Origin of the sequence: Paenibacillus sp. FSL K6-4396 (genome assembly GCF_038002525.1) — a bacterium.
In the GTDB taxonomy this organism is placed as follows: domain Bacteria; phylum Bacillota; class Bacilli; order Paenibacillales; family Paenibacillaceae; genus Paenibacillus; species Paenibacillus amylolyticus_B.
Map to the genome: position 1 here is coordinate 2,350,954 of NZ_JBBOCR010000001.1, position 24,721 is coordinate 2,375,674.

Genomic DNA, 24,721 nt, shown 5'->3' on the forward strand with positions numbered 1-24,721 from the left:
GCTGTCTTGCATAAATTCGTGCAGGCAGCTTATTTGTGTGAACAAGCGGTAACATCCAGCATGTCCTGAATAATCAACCTCCGAAACAAGCACAATAATGCTGTTGTGTGTAGAATCTGTAAAGGTGGTTGTGGTATGAACGATAAAAAGTGGGACCTCGTCGCACTTGCTTCCATCCCTTTAATTATGACCTTGGGTAACTCCATGCTTATACCGATCCTGCCACAGATTGAACGTGAGTTGAAGGTATCTGCATTCAAGGTCAGTATGCTTATTACAGTCTACGCTGTAGTTGCCATTCTGCTTATTCCACTCGCAGGATACTTGTCGGATCGTTTTGGCAGAAAAGCAGTCATTATTCCCAGCCTTATCATTGCAGCCGTCGGGGGTGCTGTAGCTGGTGTGGCTGCATGGATTCTGAACGGAAATATAGCTTACTGGACCATATTAGGTGGCAGGTTATTACAGGGGGTTGGAGCAGCGGGGGCATTCCCGATTGTGATACCTTTGGTTGGGGACATGTTCAATGATGAAGATCAGGTATCTAAAAGTCTGGGAATCATTGAAACTTCGAATACATTTGGCAAAGTGTTAAGTCCAATTCTGGGAGCAGCACTGGCTGTGTGGTTATGGTACCTACCATTTATGGCTATTCCCGTTCTATGTGTTCTTTCGCTGATCCTGGTTATTTTCTTGGTGAAAACACCCAAGAAAAAAGAAAAACCGCCCACCTTTACAGAATTTGTGGCTTCCATTAAAGATGTACTAAAAGAAAAAGGACGATGGTTGTACGCCTTGTTTGCGATCGGTGGAATTTGTATGTTTATTCTTTTTGGTGTGCTGTATTATCTTTCCGAGACATTGGAGAGCGAGTTCGCCATGAAGGGCATTGTAAAAGGTCTCGTGCTTGCCATTCCGCTAGCGGCACTGTGTCTTTTTTCCTTTTTCGCAGGAAAGTGGATCGGAAAGAGTAAGCCTCGTATGAAGTGGATCGGATTTGCAGGTCTTTTTCTTGTAACTGTTTCGCTGGGTGTTATTGGAGTTTTCGATAATATCTACGTTGTCGTAGGTCTATTCACATTGGGAAGTGCGGGAATAGGGGCAACCTTACCATGTCTGGATGCTCTAATTACTGAGGGTGTGGACAAAAAGCAGCGAGGTACGATTACGGCTTTGTTCAGTAGCATGCGATTCATCGGTGTATCACTCGGCCCACCTGTTGTTTCTTTACTCATTGGCAAACAACATTTTTTGCTTTTTGGTGTGCTTGCCGCTTCTGCAGCTGTAGGAGGACTACTTACATTATTTGCAGTTAAGCCGGATAAGGGAGACCAACCTACTTCAGGAAGCGGACAGAAACAGGACGAACGACACATCGAGCGAATCGAGCCAAGTAGAGGGTATGCTCCTATAAGGCGCAAGAAAAGTCCATTTTAAATAGAAGGTTCTGTATGCTACGTTCATTCCCAAGCTGTCGTAAGCTTATTAGATCTTCAGATCTGTTCCAATAAAAAACGCGTTTACGCCTAAGAAAGCGGATGAATTTGCTTTCTCGGTGTAAACGCGTTTCTCGTTTCTATGAGCAGAATGACCTTAACCAATCATTCGTGTTTACTTATATTCGACTGGCTAGTTTCGGTGTTTCCAGCTCCAGATTCTGAATCCTTGTTCTGATCTTGAGGTGGTTCCGTTGCAGGGATATGAGTATGAGCGAGCAGAGCATGAGGTTCAATGGAGAAGCTGCCGCTTCGTTTTCCCTGAATCAGATATATAAGCAAGAACAGAATCATAAACATCACGGAATAACGATACATATCGGTATAACTGGTCATCGCCGCAATGGCGCCGAGAAGAAGGGCACCGGTCGCAATCCCCAGATCCAGCGAGTTCAAAAACATGCCGTTAGCCATACCCCGTTGAGTAGGAGATACAACTTGAATCATCCAGGTCTGCAGAGACGACTGCATGGAACCATAACCGATTCCGTAGATAAAGGCAGCGATGAACAGGACAGACATGGAGGTTGCATAAGAGAGCAGAATGAGGCCGACAGCAACGAATATTGCTCCTGGAATGAGCAGTGCTTTTGGACCTTTATTGTCATAGATCCGCCCTGCAAATGGTCTAACCAATAACACGGCGAGTGCATTGAACAAAAAGAACAGCGCAGGATTGGCCAGATTGGCTTCCTTACCATACAAAACGATGAATCCGACAAGCCCACCATAGGTGATGGATAATAGGCAATTCAGCACACTGGGCAGAATCAGCTTGCGGTTGAAAGGGGTCTTCTGTTTCGGGTTGGACCCTGAAGCACTTGTTGTGGCTTGTGGCATGATGGTTGTACTGTTATCGGTTCTGACTGCTTTTTTGCGTGTCAGCGAATAACTCAGTGGATAGATCACAGCGAGGACACCCGCAGTACATAACATCAGGGTTACAAATCCAGCGCCCTGGAGCAGAGTGACCCCAATGATTGGCCCCATAGACATAGCCAGACTAGTCGATAGACCAAAGTAACCCATACCTTCACCCATTCGTTTGACGGGCACAATATCCGAGGCCATCGTTGGAAAAGCGGTACTGCTCATACCAAACCCGATACCAAACAACATTCTCAGCAACAAGAGCACAGCTATACCGGCAGCAAAATAATAGCCGAGTGTTGCTAGCAGGGCTACGGACAGACCTATATAGATCATGGCGTTACGAAGACCCTTCTCCAGTGCTTTCGCGGAATAGAGACGGGCTGCTATGGCACTTAGTGCAAACAGACAGGTGAATAAACTTACTTCAAACGCATTGGCGTGAAATCGCTCCTGAACGTAAGACGGAAGCGGAGAGACAATCATGTGCAGTTGCAAGAACAACAAGAAGTTGCACAGCATCAGCAGTATAAAATCGGTAGTCCATAGTCTAACTTGTTGTGTAGATTGTTCTTTCATGATGATGTATTCCCCCTGAGTTGTGATTCATTACAAGTTGCGGTTAATGAGGGAAAGAGTATGTTTAAATGCTTCCATCTGGTCTTCGGATATACCTTCAGCAAGTTCTTTATTCATTTCTCTTTCAATCGGAACGAGGATATCAATTAACGCTTTGCCTTCCGTGGTGAGATATAACAGATAGGCTCTGCGATCCTGTTCGCTGGTCCGGCGTTCTACCCAGCCTTTTTTCTCAAGCAGATCAATGATCCGCGCAGTGGTGGGTTGGTCTTTGAAGACACGTGCAGCGAGTTCCTTCTGATTAACACCTTCACCGCGGTCAACATTAAAGAGAACAGAAAATTGCTCTGTCGTAATATCATAAGGTTTGAATCGTGTTGCAAGTAAAGCTACAGCTTTACGATGTGTGAAACCCAGCATGAATCCAACAGATTGTTCCAGTGTATAGTCCATGTGATTGCTAGACCTCGCTTCCATAATAAAATGTCCCAATTAATTAGTTGTTATAACAACTATATGTCAAACAAGTATTTTTGTCAAAATGAAATATTCTCATATCGAACTTACAGGTGCGCTGTGCAATGATCCAAAAATCCTGTTAGAATAGTGATGAAACCGCTTTTATATAATCGATTTCCAGCGTGCTTGAAGGATGGAGAAAACCAATTTGCTCTAACTGATGTTGGAGATGAACAAGGAGAGCTGTGTATGCTAAAGAATATACCCGCAATAATACCTCCAGAGTTACTCAAAATCATGTCCGAAATGGGTCATGGAGACGAGTTGGTTCTGGCGGATGGCAATTTCCCCGCAGCCAGTCATGCCAAGCGACTGGTACGCTGTGATGCACTGGGAGTCGTTGAACTGCTGGATGCCATCCTGCAATTATATCCACTGGATACCTATGCTGAGCGTCCCGCTGCTGTCATGCAGGTTGTGAAAGGGGATCAGGTGATCCCGATCATATGGGAAGACTACCGCCGATTGATTGAAGAATACGAAGGCATTACGGATGCTTTTGATCATGAAGAACGATTTGATTTTTATAAACGGGCTTCGAATGCCTATGTGATTGTTGCAACTGGTGAGCGAGCGCAATACGCCAATCTGATTTTGAAGAAAGGCGTCATTTTCCCCGATGCTGATCCTGGTCAGGAACAGCAGAATGCTGAATCGAACTGAATAATTACGGCGACGGAGCAGTGGATGCTTTGGTCGCCTTTTTATTTTTACCAATACGGAGTTAATATAACAAAACGTACAGAATTGGCATGGACTAGATAAGCACGATGCAATCTAGAAGCGCGCATGAACGTTTGTCAGATCACTGCTGAAGATACTACAAACTTTGATGCAGATGATGAATGGGGAAAATGAAAGGACTGTTTTACAATTGGAAGAAATACAAACGAGGAGACGATGGTCTCTATCCCAGAGGAGTTGAGTGAAATGCAGCACGGAATCAGACAAGCGGGTCTTCCTGATTGTAACGAAGTGGGACAATTGTTCAATGAGTACAGGATGTTCTACAACCAAAATGCTGACATTGAGGCAGCACATCAGTATATTAGAGAACGAATGGAACGCCATGAATCGGTGATTTTGGTAGCAGAAACAGATGCCGAAAGTGATCATGGGACAGATGAAAGTAATGGTATGTCACTCTCGAATGGCTTTATTTGTACAGGATTCGTTCAGCTGTATCCCAGTTTCAGTTCGGTATCGATGGGGCCTGTCTGGGTGCTTAATGATCTATATGTGCATCCGGATTATCGTCAGCAAGGCATTGCCAGGAAGCTCTTGCAAGCAGCCAAACAATTGGCATCTGAGCGAGGAGTTCTTCGTATATCACTCTCAACCGAGTTAAGTAACAAACAAGCACAAGCTTTATATGAATCCGAAGGATATGCACAGGATACCAAATTCATGTATTATGAACTTAATGTATAGGAGGTTGCTCAAAAAGACGCACTATATGAATGAATGGCACACTCGTGTCGTCGGCAACAAGGGAGGGGAGTCACAACATGATGCAGTGGATTGCCATGATCACAATGTTAATTGATCATATAGGGGCTGTCTTTTTTCCACATATTATAGAGTTGAGGATCATAGGTCGTATCGCTTTTCCAATTTATGCTTTTGCAGTGTATATCGGTTATAAACATACACGAGACGTACAAAAATACATATGGCGGCTGTTCTGGATTGCAATCATATCACAGGTGCCGTTCATGGCGGCGTTTAATCATTATTCTCTGAACGTGGTATGGACATTGTGGTCAGCCCTGTTGGTATTATTCGTTATCGATAAAATGCCATCCAAACTACTGCGGATTCCGATTGTCATTGGAGCAGGATTGTTTATGGAAATTAGCCAGATGGATTACGGGATGTACGGGTTGTTATTGGTTCTGTTATTCCGTTATTTCCAGGGTCCTGTACTTGTCGTGGCACATGTCTTGTTAAATGCACTATATCTTCTGCTGCATAACAGCTCTGTGCAAATGTATAGTGTGCTCGCAACCGCCGGCATTGCTATTGCTCAGTATTACCAGGCGGGTTTCCGTATGAAGGGGCCGCGTTGGGTCTGGCGTTATTTCTATCCAGCTCATCTTGCCATCATTGCAATTATCCGATGGGTCTAAAAGAATGACTCGAAAATGCGAAGAAAAGAAGCCATCTTATCGTCAGTGAATGATGATAGATGGCTTCTCTTTATGTGACCTTATTTATTAATTAAATGCTAGTGATAAAGTGAACTTACTCCATTGCTGTAGAAGTGCCGTTATGGCGCCGGATTGCAGACGGGAAATATCCAATCTGAACGGCATAGTCTAACATGGCGGAGATGAAGTGATCATCTGTTTTTGCACATGAGATGCCAGCAGGTTCCACATAAGCTGTTGTGACAGGGCAAGCATAGACATATGCTGAGTCCTTCGCGCCGTCGCCTTCAAGCTGTGCAATAGCCAACTGAAGAGCTTCCGGCTCTTTGCTGATGCTGGCATCGAACAACCAACGTGTGTAATCCGCGAATGGTAGCGTTTCAACTTCGTAACCAGCCCGATTCACAGAAAGGATCAGCTCATCATAGCGGATGGGCTCCGGATTACAGATGTGGAATACACGACCGGCGGTATCCTGACGTAAGGCCAAATGAACGATAGCTTCACTTGCATAGTTGATCGGTGTAAAATCAACCATCCAGTCAGCCGCAGGAGCCTTGCCGAGCAATAACATCGCTTTGATCATACGATAAAAGGCGTTGCTATCAATATTGGACTGGAAGCGTCCAGTTTCGGAGTGGCAAGTGAGATTACCTGCACGATAGATGCTGACAGGTACACCTTGCTCGGCGGCAATCATGAGCACTTTCTCGGCTTCAAGCTTACTGTCCGAATACAGGTTGTCCACATGCAAATCAGCCGGGAACCGATCATATTGCAGGGAAGATTCCCATTGTCCGCTGAGTGCCAGATCTTCCGGAATACCCATCGTGGATACATGGTGGAAGGAAGCACCAGGTTTGCTGCGAATCAGATCCAGTAAAGCCACCGTTCCTTCCACGTTTGTTTTGGCGAACTGATCGGCATCGCCAAAATGACGTACGTCTGCAGCGCAGTGGATGACACGGTCAATTCGATCCTGAACATAAGCCGTTTGTTCAGCGGACAGACCGAGATTAGGTTGTTCGAGATCCCCTTCAATAATCTCCACACGAGTGGAGAGCTGGTCAGTCAGTTGTTTGCCGAAATAACCTTCCAGCACGTTAGTCAAACGTTCCATTGCAGTTATTCCATTGGATGGTCGACGAACGAGGGTGTAGATTCGTGTACTGGAATTCAGAATTAACTGTTGCAGCACATGAGAGCCCAGATAACCAGTCGCTCCGGTCAGTAACACATGCTCAGGTTCACGAATGAGTGGATACCCTAACTGGGTTGTTAACTCCACAGGGTGTTCGGATAATTGTGTAATCATACCATCGGTCACCACTGAATCCGTAACTTCTGCAGCACTGAGAGACAATACTTCCACACGACGAGCGAGAGCGCGGACTGTTTTCTCGGCAAAGAAGTCGGCAATTTTCAGCTGTGGATAATGTGGCTTCAGAATGACCAGTACATGAATGACCCGGAGTGAATCACCACCAATATTGAAGAAACTGTCTTCGACACCGAAGTCATCGTGCTGAAGGATTTCTTTCCATGCGTCCAGGATAATGGATTCCGTCTCCGTCTCAGGCATGACCCGGTCAGGGCGATCTTCATATCGTTCCACATGAGGCAGGGATACCATCGCTTTGCGATTGATTTTTCCAGTTGGGGCAATCGGCATTTCATCCAGCTGACAGATCCACTTTGGTACAAAATAAGAAGGTAGTTTCTCCGTCAGTTCTGCTTTGATGTCCGAAACAGAGAGGGTACTGCCATCTTTCGATGTAAAGTAACCAACCAGCATATTTTGTCCATCGGATTCTTTCTTCGGAATGACGGCAACGTTCTGGATCTGATCAAGCCGTGCAAAGTGATCTTCAATCTCCCCGATCTCAATCCGGTGACCACGAATTTTTAGCTGTGAGTCACTACGACCGACATATTCCAGTAACCCGGTATCCAGCAATTTGGCAATATCGCCAGATTTGTAGATTTTCTCACCTATCGCAAACGGGTTCTCAATGAATGCTTGCTCTGTACGTTCTGGCTGATTCAGATAACCTTTGGCCAATGCAGGGGTAGCAATATATACCTCACCAGGTACACCTGCCGGACAGAGCTGTTGTTCTTCATTCACAATGTATACTTTGTAGTTATGAATCGGTTTACCGATAGGGATGTTCACCACATGTTCGGGAACCTGCTCACTGATGCGGTGAGTAGTTGTGGCTACTGTACATTCGGTAGGTCCGTACACATTGACAATATCAATCTGGTTTCCGAATTTGCGCTGGAAGGCACGAACTTGTTCACCATAGAGCGCTTCTCCGGCTACAGTAATGATTCTGACTTTGGCCAGCTTGTGGAAACCTTCATCGGATAAGTAGGAAGCAAGCTGATTGAAGAAAATCGTAGGCAGTATCGTAATGATGTTTGTTCCTGTCCGTTCAATTGCACTTGCGAATTCTTCTACGGATACCCGTTCTTCCGCAGACAACAGATATAATTCTGCTCCATAGAACAAGGCGCCAATGGTATCCCACACGGAAGCATCAAAGCTGTATGTAGCAAACTGAGTTAATACATCACCTGGTTGAATGTCACAATCACGCTGAACCACACTGCCAAGATTGGTTACACCCCGGTGGGCAATCAGTGCACCTTTGGGTTTACCGGTCGACCCTGACGTGTAGATAATATACGCAAGATCATCTGGCTGAATATCCAGATTGGGATTACTTGCTGCAAATCCGGCTAAACGACCATCCACAGCGAGAATCTGACGGACCGTAGCTATACTGGAGAATAAGCTGGAAGCTTGGGCATAAGAAGCCTCTGTTGTCAGCACGAATGAGGACGCCGTATCTTCCACGATATAACTGTTACGTTCTTGTGGATGCTCAGGATCGATCGGAACATATGCACCACCTGCCTTCAGAATACCAAGAAGGGAGATGATGGTCTCCAGACTTCGATCCATAAAGATACTCACGAATTCACCTTTCTGCAATCCATTGGATAACAGAACACGTGCAACCTGATTAGCTCGTTCATTCAATTCCCTGTACGTATAACTTTTGGATGGCGATGTTATCGCCGGTGAATCCGGATATGCCGCGGCCGTTGCTTCGAACCAGCCATGAACCGTCTGATTCTCTGGTTCGAGAACGGAAGTATCATTCATTTCACGGTAAAGCAATCGATCTGAGGCGGAAAGAATATCTACAGTACCGATTGCTTTCTCACCGTCACGCACAAGGGCGAGTAGAAGAGTCTGATAATATTCTGCATATCTCAGCACGGTAGACTCTTTTAACAGTGAACTATCATAGAACAGATCGAGGATGAGCATGTTTTGATCACCTCGAACGTTCCAATTTAATATTTGAGGAGCTTGAGGCAACTGAACACTATTCAGCATAAAAAACGATTCAGGGTATCCACCGTTTTGCAACGTGTATTCAATCTTGAGCTGCTCTGAAACCTGATGACATAGTTGGCTGAAGGTCAATTTCCCCTGAATCTGTAATGAAAGATAGGATGCTGCCTGATCGGGAGAAAGTATACCTATGGCAAGTTCCTGTTCAGCTGACAATCGGAATAACAAGGCTGCATAAGCTGAGAGGAGTACCGGGTACACCATCTGTTCTCCATACTTCTGTTTAAGTTCACGGCTCAGAGAAGCATGTAATGTGATTTGAGCAGACTGATAAGAGAATGATTGTTGACGTCGCCCAAAATCCAGTGGAATCTGCAGAACGGGCAAGCTAGATTCCATGGAATGGGAAGAAGATGGTTGGTTTTCAATCACTTCAGTTATTCCTCCTTGGTTCAAACCGAATGTTTGTGGATTTGAATTATTGTTTGCTTACATTGAAATGAGAGATCAATTCTTGGAGTTCCTCAGACATGGTATTAAGACGTGTGGAGGAGTCTACCAGTGTAATCAAAGATGCTTTTTGCTCATCAACAGATGAGGAAATTTGTTCACTGCTGTTTGCTGTCTTACTTACGCTTGAAGACAAGTCGTCCGCTGTAGCGGTCATTTCCTCCGTACCCGCAGAGATTTCTTCCGTCGCGCTTGATACTTCCTGAATCTGATTAGATACTTTTTTCGCTGCTTCTAAAATATCTTCGAAAAGTTGTCCTGTTTGATCGGCTACGCTGAGTCCTGTATCTACTTCTGACGTACCTTGTTCCATTGCACGTACAGCTTGTTTAATTCCAGCTTGAATCTCTTGGATCAATACGCCAACCTGGCTGGTCGCTTGTTCAGACTGCTCGGCAAGTTTACGTACTTCACCTGCAACAACTGCAAATCCTCTTCCTTCTTCACCAACACGAGCTGCTTCAATGGAAGCATTAAGAGCAAGCAAGTTAGTCTGGCTGGAGATACCCGAGATGATATTGAGAATATCACCGATTTCCTGTGAACGACTCTCCAGAACCTCAATGGCAGAAGCGGTATTCTTAACTGATTCCGTAATCAGATTCATCTGTTCAGATACCTGACGGACAACGCTGTTACCTTGTTGTGAACGACGTTCCATCTCATAGGCTTCATCCGCTACACTTGCCGAGCTGCTGGCAATCGTCTGGATTACGGTAGCCATCTCGGACATGGCCCGTGCACTATCCCGGGTTGCCTGTTCCTGTGAACGAATGTTGGAAGTGATTTGAGTCACATTATTATTGATAGAATCTGCATTCTCACTGTTGCGCTCGGAAACTTCATATAGCTCTTTGGCAGACTGATTTACTTCTTGTGATGTGATTTGCACTTTAACGATAGTATCGTTGATTTTGCGAACCATGGTGTTGAACTTCTCATTAACGAGTCCCAGATCGTCTTTTCCTGTCGGAATGTTGACATTCAAATTACCCCGACTCACGTCATCAATTCCTTTGATCAAGTGACGGATAGGGGAGAGTGTGTTTTTAACGACAAGGTATTGGATAATCAGGAATAACAGCAAGAAGGCCACAAGGATGATAATTCCGTTTTTGAGCAAGGAGTTTAGTCCCGCGGGTACGGCTGATGCATCTGCATCAATGGCAAAATATGAGAAAATCTTACCGTTGCTGTCTTTGATTGGATATGCAATGGTTGTCCAAGTTCCGAAATCATCGGAATAAAATGTTGTGAATGTTGGGCGATCCGTATTAAGCATTTCTTTCAGTGCATTGGCTACAACGACCGGCTGCTCATACATGTCACCAATATTTACGTTCTCACTTTGAAAAGCCTCTCTTAGGTTGGTCGGCATCGCTACAAGGGAAGTTAATCTCTTGTTATCGCCACCGAGCTCAACACCGAAGATGTAGGCTTGTGCAATGTTAGGATAATATTCTTGCATCTCATCGAAATACGCTCGTAATTTCGTTTGTGTTGCTCCATCATAGCTACCTTCCGCAATAGCAGCTTGTACCTCGGTAGGATTGATATCTTCAGCCCACTTTTTGGTAATCTGTTCCACCTGTCCATGCAGTTGATCAACAAGAACTGTTTTTTGAAAATAGTAACTGCTTGCGATAAGTGCTACCCCGATGATAACGATATTCGTAAATGAGAGTAACAAATTTTTGGAGAAAAACGACATGCTTTTCCAACTTAATGATTTCACTAAATTCCACTCCTGATCTTCTTTAAATTAAGAAACTTTAGGGTTGCATTGGTACAGTGAACTAGATCATTCCGTGATCCCCTCCAAAGGAAATTTATGCGACCATGGTCTTGGTTTATCAGTCGCTTTCGTAGAGACTTATGTACCGTATGAACCATAGGTGTCTAATTATTAAAACACATCTATAATTAATATGTCGTATAAAATGTCGTTAAATTGAATAGTATCGTTAAATTTTTTTTAATATTTTACGTATTTATGGACATATCAGATGGTTTATAGGTATTTAGAACTGTTTATTTTAAAATTTCCCATTTTTTAGCTTCATTCTGTATTCTATAACATGGTGGGTAAAAATACATCCTTCAACAAAACAAAAATATGATGCAAAGATGCAACATAAGGCACGGATATACATCGGAAGCGGTTTTATCTATAATAACTACATATGCATTTCTCAAATTATGAGCAGCGGGGGTTTATAGATGAATCTTAAACAGATAGCAGCAGAGCGTGCGGCAGAATATGTTGAAGATGGAATGAAGGTTGGATTGGGTACAGGTTCAACAGCTTATTATGCCATCTGCCGGATCGGTGAGCGGGTACGTGATGGATTAAACATTCAAGCGGTTGCCACTTCAGAGGCTTCGGACAAGCTTGCTCGTGAATGGGGGATTCCCATTGTCCCATTTGACCAGATTGGACGTCTGGATCTGACCATTGATGGCGCTGATGAAGTGGATCCCGAATTTAACCTGATTAAAGGGGGCGGCGGGGCTCTTTTGCGTGAGAAAATCGTGGCGGCCAATAGTGACAAATTGATTATTGTAGCGGATGGCAGCAAAGCCGTGCAAAAGTTGGGGAAATTCCCGCTTCCAGTTGAGGTGGTTCCATTTGCTTCGGAGTGGACCTTCCAGGCGCTCGAAAAATTGGGGTGTCAACCACAGTGGCGGATGGATGGACAGCAACGTTATCTGACAGACAACGGAAACCTGATAGCGGATTGTCATATGGAAGCGATTGATCACGCTGCGAACCTTAATGTTCAATTGAACATGTTACCAGGTGTTGTGGATAACGGACTATTTGTGGATATGGCTAGCACAGTCATTCTTGCCAACGCGGACGGCAGTATCGAAGAGCTTCATCGTTCTTAATATGGAAGAGGGTGCGTTGCATTTCATGAAAGAACTACCAATCGTGGATGGTGAACTTGTACTCAGGTGTGTGGAGAAACAGGATCTGAAAGAACTCTATGAATTGATCTATAGTGATGATGTACCTGAATGGAAGCAATGGGATGCACCCTATTACCCACTTAAACACGAAAGTTATGAAAGTTTTGAACAAGGTATGCTCAAACGTATGGATGTAGATGCAGGCGATTCCAAACCCGTTTCAATCCGTATTATTGAATCCGACAGACAAATTGTGGGTACAATCAGCTATTACATAGAAGATGAGTTATCCATGTGGCTGGAAATGGGGATTGTAATATACAGATCTGTCCAGTGGGGACGCGGGGTTGGCACACGCTCACTTGTCATGTGGTCAAGTCATTTGTTCGAACAGATGCCTTTGGTTCGGGTTGGATTGACTACTTGGTCTGGTAATGAACGTATGATGCGTGCGGCTGCAAAAGCCGGATTACAAGTAGAGGGGCGAATGCGGAAGTGTCGTATCGTTCGCGGGCAGTACTATGATTCAATTCGTATGGGGATGCTCCGTGAGGAGTGGGAGCAGAGGCTGGCCCCTCATACGAGCCTAAATGTAAACAACTGATGGAGGATTATTGAAATGCCGAACACGGAGGACAACCGGGAACTGTCTTTACAATTATTTGTGGTTCTTGCTCGTGCCTACAATTCTGTGACCTCACGTTCCAATCGGGACATCCAGAGTCATGGTCTGAATACGACAGAATTTGGCGTGCTTGACTTGTTATATCATAAGGGACCACAGGCATTGCAAAAGATTGGTGAGAAGGTGTTAATGTCCAGTGGTAATATTACCTATGTTGTAGATAAGTTACAAAATAAAAATCTGCTGTTTCGTCGGCCATCCAAGGAAGATCGGCGTGTCATTTACGCTGAATTAACCGAGGAAGGAAGACAGTTGTTCACACAGATATTTCCTCAACATCACCAGGTTATCATTGATGCTTTGGAGGGACTTGACCCTTCCGAGAAAGTGGATGCGATTAAGATGTTGAAGAAGCTGGGACTGGCGGCAGAAGGGAAAACTGACTTGCGTTCATAACGCAGGTCAGTTTTTTTGTGGAACCTTAAAGTACAGTATACTGGCTGACTTACTTGCAAGGCCCTCCATAATATAGGAAGATTATTCTATACATGCATGGCGTTAAACACATGATCATCAGGAATTCATGTATAATGGAACAGAACTTTTAAGAGCGGAATGGATGGATTGGAACAAGTAGAAGAACCTATCCCGATTGCAAGTGAGCTAACATCGATCTCATTCTGGATTAGTCACGAATGATGATGGAGATGTGATGCGGGTAGAGGAGGGGTGCATCTATGAGTCATCAAGAAGCAGGTGAACGTTTACTCCAGGAATCGGGGAACTTAGCTGACAAAATAACGGAGAAACAGTATCTCAGACAGCCCGATTTACTTGAGCGATTTGGTGAGAACGGAAAAATGCGAACCAAACAGGATTCTCAGTATAGCTTGAACTATTTGGCAGAAAGTGCACTCGTACAGAGTCCAGGCCTGTTTACTCATTATATTGCCTGGCTGAAAGTTCTACTTGAAGGTTATAAGGTATCACAAGAAGACCTGGCGATTAATCTCAATCTGATTAGAGAGACATTGGAAGAAGAATTTGACCATCCGTCAAAGGCGCTTCTGCTCGATTATCTGGATATGGGAATATATAGAACAACACAATTGGAGTCACAGGCGGGTTACATCAACGAATCCATGCCATATGGAGATGCTGCGCAATCGTACTTGCAGTGTTTGCTTGAGAATAAACGGAAAGAAGCATTCGAAATCATTGAAGCTCAGTTAGAAGCTGGGGTGACGATTCGTGATATTTATCGATATATTTTTCAGCCTACCCAATATGAAGTTGGGCGATTGTGGCAATGCCATCGAATCAGTGTGGGGCAAGAACACTTTTGTACGGCAGCGACTCAGTCATTCATATCACGTCTCTATTCTCGCTGGTTGATTCATACAGGTCAGGGTAAAAGGTTGGTTGCCACCTGTGTAGGCAGTGAACAACATGAGATCGGACTGCGTATGCTCACAGATGTGTTCGAGATGGAAGGCTGGGATACGCACTATCTGGGAGCCAATGTTCCTAATGGAAGTGTAGTCGAGGCTATAGAGCGCTATCAGGGGGATGTTGTTGCGATTTCAGTTACGATGACGTATCACCTTCATCTGGCCAAAGAATTGATTCAACTTATTCGTCATCATCCGGCAACGGCACATGTGAAGATTATGGTCGGGGGATATCCTTTTAATATTGATCAGGATTTGTGGAAAACGATAGGAGCCGACGGTTATGCTCCGGGAGCCGATGAGGCAGTTGCGGTTGCAGAACAATTATTGGCTCAGCCAGCTACATGCAATCATCTGGATCTGGATATGGTTAGGGATTAGGAGAGGGATGATGTGATGTCTAATGAGAGCGGAGAGATACAGAGGCTACGCAGAACGATTGAGCAGTTATCGGATCAGATGATCCGAAGCAAAGAGCAAGAGGAACGGACACTTGCGGAATTCTCGGAGATGAATAATGAACTGGTGACACTCCATCGTCTGCTTGCAAAGAACAATAACAGTCTTGAAGCTGCACGTCAGCAAGCAGTAGATGCAGGTGATTCAAAAATCGCATTTATTGCAGGCATCAGTCATGATTTTCGTACGCCATTAAATGGCATATTGGGGATGGCTGAGATGCTGAAGTTGTCTCCATTGTCTGAAGAACAGGAAAATTCCGTTTCCGTTATACAGGATGCTGCCAAACTGCTGCTTAAGCTGATTCAGGATCTTCTGGATCTGTCCAAACTTGAGGCGGGGCAGATGCGACTTGAACTGGGAGAAGTGGACCTTCAAGAGACGATAAACTATATTGTTCGTTTGCTCGAACCCCAAGTCAGAAAGAACGGAAATCAGTTATCGATAGACTGTGACCCCAGAATCTCTACTCTTCTTGAAGGGGATTCAACGAGGATTACACAGATACTGATCAATCTGATTCAGAATGCGAACAAATTCACATCAAAAGGAACGGTGCGGATACGAGTCACCCTTATGAAAGATGATGAGATTACACAAATGATCCGACTTGAAGTCGAAGACACGGGGATTGGTATCTCGGAAGAAGATCAGAATCAGTTATTTCAACCCTACGTGCAGACTGAACGAGGTCGCTCAAGTGAGTATGGAGGAACGGGCCTTGGATTATCGATCTGCAGGTCGCTCGTTACACTGATGGAAGGTCAGATTGGAGTAGACAGTCAGGAGGGTGAAGGATCAACATTCTGGTTCGAACTTACACTTGGTAAGAAAGACGGTAACCAGTCCGCTAACCAGTTTGTTGCTTCCGCTCAAGAGCATCAGGGGCGTGATATGGATGATGAAGCTCCTTCTATATCTGTATTGCTAGCCGATGATAATGTTATCAACCGGCAGCTTGTTATGTTGCAACTCAAAAAACTGGGAATAACCCAAGTGGACGCTGTAGTGAATGGGGAAGAGGCAATAGCTGCTTTTCTCAGCAAAAAATACAGTTTGATTCTCATGGATTATATGATGCCATTGATGGACGGTTTACAGGCAACACGCAAAATCCGCTCGATAGAAATGGATGAAATGCGTCATACCACACCAATCATTGCAATGACAGGTAATGTCATGCAGGGAGAGAAAGACAAGTGTATGGAAGCCGGGATGAATGACTTTATTGGCAAACCCTTCACGCTGGAAATTCTGAGTAAGATGATCGAGAAGTGGCAGCAATCTTCCGAACCGACCGAGGTACTAAATATGAGCATCGTACATGAGATTGCGGAATTAAACACCGATGGTGATCGTACACTCCTTGGTATGTTGTTGGACATGTATCGTACCGATACACCTGGTAAAATTGAGGTGCTGCGCAGACATATTGTGTCCGGTGACCATGTTGCTGCAACCGAGGTAGCCCATGATCTGAAATCAGGGAGCTTGAGCCTAGGGATTCGTTATTTATCAACTTTGTTTGCCCGGATAGAGCAGTTCGCGAAGGAAGGTCAATCACGGAAGGCAGAACCATTGCTGGATGCTTTGTTACCCGCCTATCAAGCAGCATGTGAGTCACTTCAACGAGTAAGTAAAGATTGAACATATCTTAATAAGGAAAGAGGGTAGAACTCGTTCATGTTATTCTACGTACTTGCAGCACTAGTACTGATCGTTCTTGCTCTTTTATCGGCTGGTGGGCTTTATTTTTTCAAAACGGCCATTCGCCGTACCCCAAAAACGTTTTTGGTGGATAATCCAAATCTGATGCCTGAACCGGACAATGAAATCATCAGTAGTGCTTCTGATCTGAAGTGGCTGGATGCTCAGCCTACAGAAGAGATATCTCTTCAATCACATGATGGATTAAAACTGTATGGTACATGGGTCGGTTCCAATAAAGGGTCGGATCAGACGGTTATTCTGGCACATGGTTATTCGGGGAAAGGTAGAGAAATGGCTGGTTTTGCCCGATTTTATGCTGAAAAACATGGGTATAACGTGTTAATGCCGGATGATCGGGGTCACGGCCGCAGCGAAGGTGACATCATCGGTTTTGGCTGGTTAGATCGGAAGGATTATGTCCAGTGGAGCAACTGGGTGCTTGAAAAAGTGGGTACAAAAGGGGAAATCTTATTGCACGGCATATCCATGGGAGGAGCAACCGTACTGATGACAGGTGGTGAAGCCCTGCCGACTCAGGTTAAAGCGATTGTGTCTGATTGTGCATATACATCCGTGGAAGAAGAACTGACGTTCCAGTTAAAGCAATTATACAAGCTTCCTGCATTTCCGTTTATACCTGTCACAAGTCTGATCTCCCGGTGGAAAGCAGGGTATTCCTTCAGAGAGGCTTCGGCACTCAAGCAACTTGCCAAAGTTAACGTTCCCGTGTTATTCATCCACGGTGAGGCTGATACGTTTGTACCGACCGAAATGGTATACAGGTTGTATGAAGCTTGCCCAACCAAAAAGGAATTGCTGACCGTCCCCCGTGCGGGTCATGGCACAGCGTTTCAAGTTGATCGCACTGGATATGAGGCGGCACTGGAATCCTTTATGAAGAAAAATCTGTTGCCTTCGTGCTTCGTACCTGAAAGTTCAGAGGCCAAGTAATGCGATGACCTTGTGTTTATAGGTATGCCCATGATCAAGGGGGCGCGGCGTTTAATTGATTTTTTTGTGACAATCTGGGTATTAAGTAGAAGATGCAAATCATTTACTAAACGATGGGGGTATCTTGATGGGAAACGAACAATTTGAGGCTGCACGAAAAGCAGAGGCAGGTTATCATTCCAACTTCTATCAGAATAATGAATTATTCGCCTCCGGTACCTGGATGTCGAGGCCCATGCCTATGGTGATGGATATGCTGGAACGTTTACTTACTCACAAGGAGGAATTGCGTGTCCTCGATCTGGGATGCGGAGTTGGGAGACATACGATACCGATTGCACAGCGCCTTGCAAAAACGAACAGTGAAGTCATCGGTGTGGATTTACTGGATGAGGCCGTAGATGGACTTCGCAAGTATGCGAAAGAATATCAGGTTGATCATATCGTGCAGGCAGTGAAAGCAGATGTTGAACATTATGCTATGGAGCCAAACTATTTTGATTATATCGCTGCTTGTTCTTGTCTGGAACATGTTTCCAATAAGCAAGCCTTTATGGAAGCGATAGACCGGTTACAGGCCGGAACTCGTACAGGGGGCATTCATTGTATTACCATGAGTACCAATGTGGAGGAAAAAGAAATCAATACAGGCAAGGAGATTAAACCATTAATTGAGCTGAACCTGCCCACAGCCGAGGCGATTGCTATACTGGAGGATGCCTACAAAGGCTGGAATATTCTGCTTCAGGAACACGTTACACAGACGATTGAAGAGGAAAAGTATGATGAACCGACACAATTTCGTTGTGAACTGCTTCGTTTCGCTGTGCAAAAGCAATAAATTCTCTGCCGGGACCTGACAATGGACCCGGCAGTCTTAATGTGTGGTCTGAAGGGAGATCGTTAAGGATGAATACATATGTAATAGGGATGGATGGAGGAGGGAGTTACACGCGTGTGGCTGTCGCAGATCAGAACGGGAAGATTTTATCCTATGTACAAAAGAATGGTTGCAACCGCTATCACGATACCAATGCTGAGCAAAATGTGCTGGAGGGTATCGCTGAAGCGATAACTGAAGCCGGGCTCAAGTCGAGTCAGATCGCCTCCATTCAGGCAGGGATGGCAGGCTTGAATGAGCCTGAAGATACAGTTTGGGCGGAGGCATTACTCGCTCGTACGGGGATTACAGGCAGGATCAGTGCGGTAAACGATACACACATCGCACATACAGCGGCCTTCGACGGTGAGCCAGGCATTGTCGCTATTGGAGGAACAGGATCTCTGATCCTTGGCAGAACCGAACAGGGAGCTTGGCTCCGCAACGATCAGTTCGGTCATTATGCGCCGACAGCAGCACGTTTTTTAGCTTATGACACAGTGCATTCCATCCTCGCGGGGCGTTATGGGCCGCAGGACCAAGCTTGGATTGAGCAGGTGTTGAAATATTGGAATGTTGCCTCAATTCTAGAGCTCGCTGCGCTGGGGATAGCCGGTTTTGCCGAAAATAAACAGGCGACCAACCGGAAATTTGGTCAGATGGCGTCTATGGTGACGGAAGCTGCTGCCCGGAATATTCCCCTCGCAGTTAGGGTGTGCGACTCGGCTGCCGATACGGCCGTTGTGGGGATCCTCATGCTGGCGTACTGTTTCGACCAGCCCACAGTGTCCATGACGCTTACCGGAAGCTGTCTGAGTTCACCATATATGGTGAAGGCTGTTCAGAAAGGACTGGATGTTGCTTACAGGCCCGATGGGAAAAGAATTCAGTACATAACCAGTGACTTGTTGGCAGTTGGGGGCGCACTGCTGGATGCTTATCATTTGGCGCAGATCAACGTATCGGATAACATCTCAACTGTGCTTCAATCGGAGCTGAATCGGCACACGACTTGAACTTTTAGAGGCTAACGACTACAATACGATAACGGAAACAAGCAAGGTATAGGAGGAATCAAGGTGTTAATTAATCTGAAATCACGCATACGGGAGCCGGAAGTACAGGAATTGCTGTCCTATTCGGTCTTTCCTGATCCGGATCACTTGAACCGTGCGTTGCAACAATATGTAGAGAAAGACGAACTGCAGATGGCCGGTTACGAAGATGAGGGACAATTGATCGGTCTCATTGGATATGAGAAGACAGGAACCAGTGAGGTTACCATTCATCATATCTCGGTTTTGCCTGAAAACCGCTTTAAAAATTATGGACGTGGTATGATCTCACAACTGTTGGCAACATACAATCCCGATAGACTGATCGCTGAGACGGAGCTGGAAGCCGTCGAGTTTTATCGGAATACGGGGTTCGTGGTATATAGTCTGGGTGAATTATACCCAGGTGTGGAGCGATTCCGTTGTGTGCTTGAAAAAGAGGAAGATACAGACGAAGAGTAGCACAGAGGCATTTTATTACTTTAAGAAATATATGGATTATAATCATTACAGGATGTTGGATTTGGCAATAAGCTGAGTCGGACGTCCTGTTTTTTTGTCGTTTTCATCTAAAAAGCAGGAAAAAAGTATTGCTTTGTGAGATTGTTTCATTATAGAATAGTTTCACAGAAGAATAGTTCGTTAAGTGAACTATATAGATTCGGGAAAGGAGAATGAAAAATGAATACACCGGATGCTAAAAGTTTGGTGAACCGCTATTTGGATGCTTCCTTTCTGGTCAATAAGCGGTTTGATACCCGGATACGTGAACAAGTGGGGCAGACCATAACGACCGATCAGTTCTGCGCACTTCGTCTGATTGAAGAGAAACCTTCCTGCACACCCTCTGATCTGGCAGAGCTTCTGTGCATAGGCAAGAGCAGCATTACCGCTTTGGTCAACAAGCTGGTGGATCGCGATCTGGTCCATCGCGCCGGGGATGAGCGTGACCGCCGTGTTGTATATCTGACACTGACGGATACCGGACGACAGGTATACAGGGAAACAGAACAGGAAATACAGCAGATTCTGGAGCCGTATCTGGTTCATTTTAAACCGGAAGAGGTTCGAATTTTCATTGAATCTTTTGAGAAGCTTGCAGCTTTGCTAACGCATGAAGGAGGACAGGAGAACGAATGAGAGCGATACTAAAAGCAAGATGGTGGTTAATGGGGCTATGGGTTGTTGTAGCTGCCGTGTTGATGTTTACCGCCCCTAACATGAGTGAACTGATTCGGGAAAAGGGACAGTTTTCGGTTCCGGAAGGGTACTCTTCCACCCAGGCAGCAGCAATTTTGAATGAAGCTGCAGCGCAAAAGGGAGAACAGCAAGGCAGCCAGATCGCTCTTGTATTTTATAATCCGGAAGGTCTGGGTACCACGGGGAAACAAGAGGCAGAGAAGGCTGTTAAAAACTTGGAGGCCGACAAGGAGAAGCTGGGCATTCTGTCCATTCTGGAACCTTTCTCTCAGCCTGAACTTTCAGAGAAGATGATCTCAGCTGATGGCAAAACGATTCTTACATCGCTATCCATTGATCAGGGAGATCGTACGGTCAAGGAAATGCGGGAAGACCTGAATGAAGCATTGAAGTCCGTCAATGTGGAGCACTACATAACCGGTAAAGGTCTGATTGATGAGGACACCATTGAGAGTTCCCAAGAGGGGCTTAAGAAATCGGAATATATTACCGTTGTCTTTATTTTGCTCATTCTGTTCCTGGTCTTCCGTTCGTTTGTAGCTCCGTTTGTCCCGCTGCTGACGGTGGGGATCAGTTACATTGTATCGCAACAGATTGTTGCATTCCTGGTGGATGGGATGGACTTCCCGATATCCACATTTACGCAGATCTTTATGGTCGCCGTCATGTTTGGGATTGGTACGGATTACTGCATCCTGTTGATCAGTCGGTTCAAGGAAGAACTGGCTCATCATGAGAATACGTGGGATGCCATCATTGCGACCTATCGTACTGCCGGTAAAACGGTACTCTTCTCAGCACTAGCTGTGCTGGTTGGATTCATTGCGATCGGATTTGCCCAGTTTATGTTGTACCGCTCTGCGGTTGCCGTAGCTGTAGGTATTGCTGTGATGATGCTCGCCTTGGTGACCATCGTACCATTCTTCATGGCGGTGCTGGGCAAGAAGTTATTCTGGCCGTCGAAGGGTTCACTTGAACATGCGGAGAGCAAGATCTATGGTGCAGCTGGTCGCTTTTCACTTAAACGTCCATGGGCTGCGCTGCTCATCGTTGCAGCGGTCTGTGTGCCTCTTCTGGCAACCTACGATGGCAAACTGTCGTTCAACAGTCTCGATGAGATTGGCGAGAAATATGATTCCGTAAAAGCATTTAACATTATCTCTGACAGCTTCGGTCCGGGTGAATCGCTGCCGGGTCAGATCGTCATCCAGAACGATGAAGCGATGGATAATGCAAAGTATATGGCCGTTGCCGAGAAAATTAGCCGGGAAGTAGAGAAAGTAGCCGGAGTCTCTGGTGTCCGTAGTATGACACGACCTACGGGGGATGAGATTAAAGATTTTGAAGTTACACAGCAAGTCGGAACATTATCGGATGGACTGGGTGAAGGCAAGACGGGTCTGGACAAAATCCGTGATGGTCTGAGTGAAGCCAGCAGTCAGCTAAGTAAAAATGAACCACAGTTAAAAGAAGCTGCTGATGGAGCAGGTGAACTTACTAAAGGAACCTCCCAGTTGCAATCGGGTATCACGCAACTCAGTCAGGGACTTGGGCAGATTGAAAAAGGCATTCGAGATGGTTCCGCAGGTGCAGGGGATCTGAAAGCAGGACTCCAGCAAGCGAAAACGAGTGCAGATCAGCTTGCGCAGGCGAACAATCAGTTGCTTGAAGCCTATCGTCAGGCGGGAGCAGGGGTCGCTGCGCTGGGGGATGGAACCCGCGAACTGGAACAACAGCTGAACGGGGTTTCAACAGCCCTAACGAGTCTGTCCGAATCCTTCACAGCACTTGAAGAGCGTTATCCTGAATTGCAGCAAGATGCTGATTACCAGCGTATCAAAGGCACGATTGGTGAAACCGGTTCTGGCACAGCGCAGCTTGCTCAAGGTTTGGGTCAGATTAAGACCAAGCTTGGAGAAGCCGCAGCTGGAATTAATCAGGCCAATGAAGGGTTTGCCTCCGCAGCAGCCGGACAAAAGGCACTTTCCGATGGCCTGAGCCAGATTGTAACGGGAATCGGTCAGTTGCAATCCGGTCTCAAACAGGCTGCGGATGGTCAGGGTAAAGTGATTAGCGAAATTCCTTCCATTCAGGATGGACTTGGCCAGCTTCAGGGTGGTCAGGAGAAAATTCAGCAAGGCTTCTCCGATCTGAGTGGTCAGCTGACACAACTGACAGATGGATTGAATCAAAGTGTCGATGGTATTAAACAGGTATCCGGGGGACTGGATTCGGCACAGGATTATCTGACCCAACTGCAAAATTCACCTGATTCGGATCTGGCAGGCTGGTACGTTCCTGAAGAAGCACTGAACAACAAAGACTTCACACAGGTGTTTGATACGTATCTGTCCGAAGATCGGAAAACGATGACGATTGATGTTATTTTCGCCGAAAATCCATACGGCACAGAAGCCATTGATCGTGTTCCTGACATTGAGGCGGCAGTACATCGCGCGGTACAAGGCAGTACGCTTGAAAAAGCAGACATCGCCGTAGGTGGCGTTACGAGTACGTTTGCAGATCTGCAGGAGATCTCGAATAACGACTATACACGTACTGTAATGTTGATGCTGGCGGGTACATTCATTATTCTGGTTGTGCTGCTTCGCTCGGTCATTATGCCATTGTATCTGATCGTTTCCTTATTACTGGCTTATTTCACATCGATGGCTTTAACCGAAGTGATCTTTGTTAATATCCTCGGATTTGCAGGCATCAGCTGGGTTACTCCGTTCTTCGGATTTGTCATGCTGATTGCACTTGGTGTGGATTATAGCATCTTCCTGATGGACCGTTTCAATGAGAACAAAGGCATGAAGGTACAGGATGCGATGTTGTACGCGATGAAGAACATGGGAACCGTCATTTTATCTGCAGCGGTCATTCTGAGCGGTACATTTGCTGCGATGTATCCATCCGGTGTTCTCTCGATGATGCAGATTGCCACAGTAGTCCTTAGCGGACTGATCTTGTACTCTCTGCTGTTCCTGCCATTCTTCGTCCCAGTGATGGTGAAGATGTTTGGCCGGGCCAACTGGTGGCCGTTCCCGAACAAGGAACAATCAGATTCCGTTGATTCGGATCGAACCATAGGCATGTAATGCATTGCAATGGATTAGGCTCTGCCGCGTTATGCGGCAGGGCTTTTTTCTTTTTCTTCCTCTACAGAGAAGAAATATGGTTTTATGCAGCAAAAGAAAGGTACATGCCTAAGGACACCATCCCGCGCCTTGTCTTGCCTCTCATCATAAGATATAGAGCAGTTCATTATTGTTCAGAGACATCACAGCAGAGAGGGGCGACGGGATGGTATATCGATATGTGGCTATAGGAGATTCATTAACGGTAGGTACAGGAGCGTTGCTGGGCACCGGCTTTGTTCCTTTATATCGGCGAATGGCAGAAATGAATGTTCGTACGTTTGTATCCATGGAAAATATGGGCGTAAATGGACTGACGTCGGGGGAAATGTTGCAGATGATCTCTTCGCATCCCCGAGTGCGGCAATCGCTCCGTGAAGCGGATATCATTACCATATCTATTGGCGGGAATGATCTGATTCGTACGTTCAAAGCAAGTAATGGCATTCCAAATGCCAGCAAAATGACACAGGTGCTCGGAGAAACCCGCAGTAATGTATCCCAGATCATGCGGCACATTCGGCAGTTAAAGGGTAACCATGAGTATATGGTCCGATCCATCGGATTGTACAACCCGTATCCACAAGCGACGGAAGCTGCCTACTGGGTGCGCCAATATAATTCGTTTTTGAATGGAGCGGGATCAGGCAACTATGCGTGTGCTCAGGTGTATGACAGGTTTGAAGGTCGTGAGCGTGAACTGTTGTTCTGGGACAGAGTGCATCCCAATGCAAGAGGATATCGTGTCATTGCAGAGCAGCTTAATCGGACGGGATATTATCCGTTCTCTTGATCACTTTGGAACAGAACTAGACCGAGCGATGGACTTCCTTTAAGATA

General features: G+C 45.7%; 20 protein-coding genes. 16 read left to right on the forward strand and 4 right to left on the reverse strand.

Features of this window, described 5'->3' with window-relative positions:
* Window positions 1–135 precede the first annotated feature (135 nt).
* On the forward strand, window positions 136–1,437 hold the full coding sequence (locus tag MHB85_RS10670) for an MFS transporter (protein WP_105598163.1): 1,302 nt from the start codon (window positions 136–138) through the stop codon (window positions 1,435–1,437).
* 164 nt (window positions 1,438–1,601) lie between these two features.
* On the opposite strand, the gene MHB85_RS10675 is transcribed toward MHB85_RS10670, so the two are convergent.
* Entirely contained in the window at window positions 1,602–2,945 is a 1,344-nt protein-coding gene (locus MHB85_RS10675) for an MFS transporter (RefSeq protein ID WP_105598164.1), read from the reverse strand.
* Between the two features lie 30 nt (window positions 2,946–2,975).
* Complete coding sequence (locus MHB85_RS10680) at window positions 2,976–3,398, reverse strand: MarR family winged helix-turn-helix transcriptional regulator (RefSeq protein WP_017689281.1); 423 nt, start codon at window positions 3,396–3,398, stop codon at window positions 2,976–2,978.
* Window positions 3,399–3,653: 255 nt separating this feature from the next.
* Here MHB85_RS10680 and MHB85_RS10685 point away from each other — a divergent pair, with 255 nt between their 5' ends.
* From MHB85_RS10685 to MHB85_RS10695, 3 genes are all read left to right on the forward strand, one after another.
* Window positions 3,654–4,127 carry an RbsD/FucU family protein gene (locus MHB85_RS10685; protein WP_036609525.1) on the forward strand — a complete coding sequence of 158 codons (474 nt, stop codon included), beginning with the start codon at window positions 3,654–3,656 and terminating at the stop codon, window positions 4,125–4,127.
* Between the two features lie 267 nt (window positions 4,128–4,394).
* Window positions 4,395–4,895 carry a GNAT family N-acetyltransferase gene (locus MHB85_RS10690; protein ID WP_091017402.1) on the forward strand — a complete coding sequence of 167 codons (501 nt, stop codon included), beginning with the start codon at window positions 4,395–4,397 and terminating at the stop codon, window positions 4,893–4,895.
* Window positions 4,896–4,972: 77 nt separating this feature from the next.
* Window positions 4,973–5,593: a TraX family protein gene (locus tag MHB85_RS10695; RefSeq protein WP_244660935.1), complete on the forward strand. Its 621-nt coding sequence runs from the start codon at window positions 4,973–4,975 to the stop codon at window positions 5,591–5,593.
* Window positions 5,594–5,708: 115 nt separating this feature from the next.
* On the opposite strand, the gene MHB85_RS10700 is transcribed toward MHB85_RS10695, so the two are convergent.
* Together MHB85_RS10700 and MHB85_RS10705 are read right to left on the reverse strand one after the other, a co-directional pair.
* Entirely contained in the window at window positions 5,709–9,383 is a 3,675-nt protein-coding gene (locus MHB85_RS10700; protein ID WP_197997759.1) for a non-ribosomal peptide synthetase family protein, read from the reverse strand.
* Between the two features lie 79 nt (window positions 9,384–9,462).
* Window positions 9,463–11,205, reverse strand: coding sequence for a methyl-accepting chemotaxis protein (locus MHB85_RS10705; RefSeq protein ID WP_091017767.1), 1,743 nt, complete (start codon window positions 11,203–11,205; stop codon window positions 9,463–9,465).
* Window positions 11,206–11,714: 509 nt separating this feature from the next.
* Here MHB85_RS10705 and rpiA point away from each other — a divergent pair.
* From rpiA to MHB85_RS10765, 12 genes are all read left to right on the forward strand, one after another.
* Window positions 11,715–12,386 carry a ribose-5-phosphate isomerase RpiA gene (gene rpiA / locus MHB85_RS10710; protein ID WP_091017399.1) on the forward strand — a complete coding sequence of 224 codons (672 nt, stop codon included), beginning with the start codon at window positions 11,715–11,717 and terminating at the stop codon, window positions 12,384–12,386.
* 25 nt (window positions 12,387–12,411) lie between these two features.
* The gene (locus MHB85_RS10715; protein ID WP_244660934.1) at window positions 12,412–13,011 is read left to right on the forward strand and encodes a GNAT family N-acetyltransferase; all 600 of its coding nucleotides are present in this window, start codon (window positions 12,412–12,414) and stop codon (window positions 13,009–13,011) included.
* A gap of 15 nt (window positions 13,012–13,026) precedes the next feature.
* Window positions 13,027–13,488, forward strand: a complete 462-nt coding sequence (locus MHB85_RS10720) for a MarR family winged helix-turn-helix transcriptional regulator (protein WP_091017397.1) — start codon at window positions 13,027–13,029, stop codon at window positions 13,486–13,488.
* A 281-nt stretch (window positions 13,489–13,769) separates the two neighbouring features.
* On the forward strand, window positions 13,770–14,864 hold the full coding sequence (locus tag MHB85_RS10725; protein ID WP_105598167.1) for a cobalamin B12-binding domain-containing protein: 1,095 nt from the start codon (window positions 13,770–13,772) through the stop codon (window positions 14,862–14,864).
* Window positions 14,865–14,879: 15 nt separating this feature from the next.
* Window positions 14,880–16,589, forward strand: a complete 1,710-nt coding sequence (locus MHB85_RS10730) for an ATP-binding protein (RefSeq protein WP_244660953.1) — start codon at window positions 14,880–14,882, stop codon at window positions 16,587–16,589.
* Between the two features lie 36 nt (window positions 16,590–16,625).
* The gene (locus MHB85_RS10735; protein ID WP_105598169.1) at window positions 16,626–17,603 is read left to right on the forward strand and encodes an alpha/beta hydrolase; all 978 of its coding nucleotides are present in this window, start codon (window positions 16,626–16,628) and stop codon (window positions 17,601–17,603) included.
* A 127-nt stretch (window positions 17,604–17,730) separates the two neighbouring features.
* Complete coding sequence (locus MHB85_RS10740; RefSeq protein WP_105598170.1) at window positions 17,731–18,444, forward strand: class I SAM-dependent methyltransferase; 714 nt, start codon at window positions 17,731–17,733, stop codon at window positions 18,442–18,444.
* 68 nt (window positions 18,445–18,512) lie between these two features.
* Window positions 18,513–19,499 (forward strand): BadF/BadG/BcrA/BcrD ATPase family protein, encoded by a 987-nt coding sequence (locus MHB85_RS10745; RefSeq protein ID WP_341072902.1) that lies wholly within the window; start codon window positions 18,513–18,515, stop codon window positions 19,497–19,499.
* A 63-nt stretch (window positions 19,500–19,562) separates the two neighbouring features.
* Entirely contained in the window at window positions 19,563–20,000 is a 438-nt protein-coding gene (locus tag MHB85_RS10750) for a GNAT family N-acetyltransferase (protein ID WP_091017388.1), read from the forward strand.
* A 219-nt stretch (window positions 20,001–20,219) separates the two neighbouring features.
* A complete protein-coding gene (locus MHB85_RS10755) occupies window positions 20,220–20,678 on the forward strand; it encodes a MarR family winged helix-turn-helix transcriptional regulator (RefSeq protein WP_091017386.1) in 459 nt (152 codons plus the stop codon).
* Complete coding sequence (locus MHB85_RS10760) at window positions 20,675–23,842, forward strand: MMPL/RND family transporter (protein ID WP_091017384.1); 3,168 nt, start codon at window positions 20,675–20,677, stop codon at window positions 23,840–23,842. Before MHB85_RS10755 ends, MHB85_RS10760 begins: the two co-directional genes overlap by 4 nt.
* 205 nt (window positions 23,843–24,047) lie before the next feature.
* On the forward strand, window positions 24,048–24,674 hold the full coding sequence (locus MHB85_RS10765) for a GDSL-type esterase/lipase family protein (RefSeq protein ID WP_017689264.1): 627 nt from the start codon (window positions 24,048–24,050) through the stop codon (window positions 24,672–24,674).
* Window positions 24,675–24,721 lie beyond the last annotated feature (47 nt).

Bases quoted from the DNA above. Each gene is read 5' to 3' on its own strand.
- MHB85_RS10670 (WP_105598163.1), top strand. From the start codon at position 136: ATGAACGATAAAAAGTGGGACCTCGTCGCACTTGCTTCCATCCCTTTA.
- MHB85_RS10675 (WP_105598164.1), bottom strand. From the start codon at position 2,945: ATGAAAGAACAATCTACACAACAAGTTAGACTATGGACTACCGATTTT.
- MHB85_RS10680 (WP_017689281.1), bottom strand. From the start codon at position 3,398: ATGGACTATACACTGGAACAATCTGTTGGATTCATGCTGGGTTTCACA.
- MHB85_RS10685 (WP_036609525.1), top strand. From the start codon at position 3,654: ATGCTAAAGAATATACCCGCAATAATACCTCCAGAGTTACTCAAAATC.
- MHB85_RS10690 (WP_091017402.1), top strand. From the start codon at position 4,395: ATGCAGCACGGAATCAGACAAGCGGGTCTTCCTGATTGTAACGAAGTG.
- MHB85_RS10695 (WP_244660935.1), top strand. From the start codon at position 4,973: ATGATGCAGTGGATTGCCATGATCACAATGTTAATTGATCATATAGGG.
- MHB85_RS10700 (WP_197997759.1), bottom strand. From the start codon at position 9,383: ATGGAATCTAGCTTGCCCGTTCTGCAGATTCCACTGGATTTTGGGCGA.
- MHB85_RS10705 (WP_091017767.1), bottom strand. From the start codon at position 11,205: ATGTCGTTTTTCTCCAAAAATTTGTTACTCTCATTTACGAATATCGTT.
- rpiA (WP_091017399.1), top strand. From the start codon at position 11,715: ATGAATCTTAAACAGATAGCAGCAGAGCGTGCGGCAGAATATGTTGAA.
- MHB85_RS10715 (WP_244660934.1), top strand. From the start codon at position 12,412: ATGAAAGAACTACCAATCGTGGATGGTGAACTTGTACTCAGGTGTGTG.
- MHB85_RS10720 (WP_091017397.1), top strand. From the start codon at position 13,027: ATGCCGAACACGGAGGACAACCGGGAACTGTCTTTACAATTATTTGTG.
- MHB85_RS10725 (WP_105598167.1), top strand. From the start codon at position 13,770: ATGAGTCATCAAGAAGCAGGTGAACGTTTACTCCAGGAATCGGGGAAC.
- MHB85_RS10730 (WP_244660953.1), top strand. From the start codon at position 14,880: ATGTCTAATGAGAGCGGAGAGATACAGAGGCTACGCAGAACGATTGAG.
- MHB85_RS10735 (WP_105598169.1), top strand. From the start codon at position 16,626: ATGTTATTCTACGTACTTGCAGCACTAGTACTGATCGTTCTTGCTCTT.
- MHB85_RS10740 (WP_105598170.1), top strand. From the start codon at position 17,731: ATGGGAAACGAACAATTTGAGGCTGCACGAAAAGCAGAGGCAGGTTAT.
- MHB85_RS10745 (WP_341072902.1), top strand. From the start codon at position 18,513: ATGAATACATATGTAATAGGGATGGATGGAGGAGGGAGTTACACGCGT.
- MHB85_RS10755 (WP_091017386.1), top strand. From the start codon at position 20,220: ATGAATACACCGGATGCTAAAAGTTTGGTGAACCGCTATTTGGATGCT.
- MHB85_RS10760 (WP_091017384.1), top strand. From the start codon at position 20,675: ATGAGAGCGATACTAAAAGCAAGATGGTGGTTAATGGGGCTATGGGTT.
- MHB85_RS10765 (WP_017689264.1), top strand. From the start codon at position 24,048: ATGGTATATCGATATGTGGCTATAGGAGATTCATTAACGGTAGGTACA.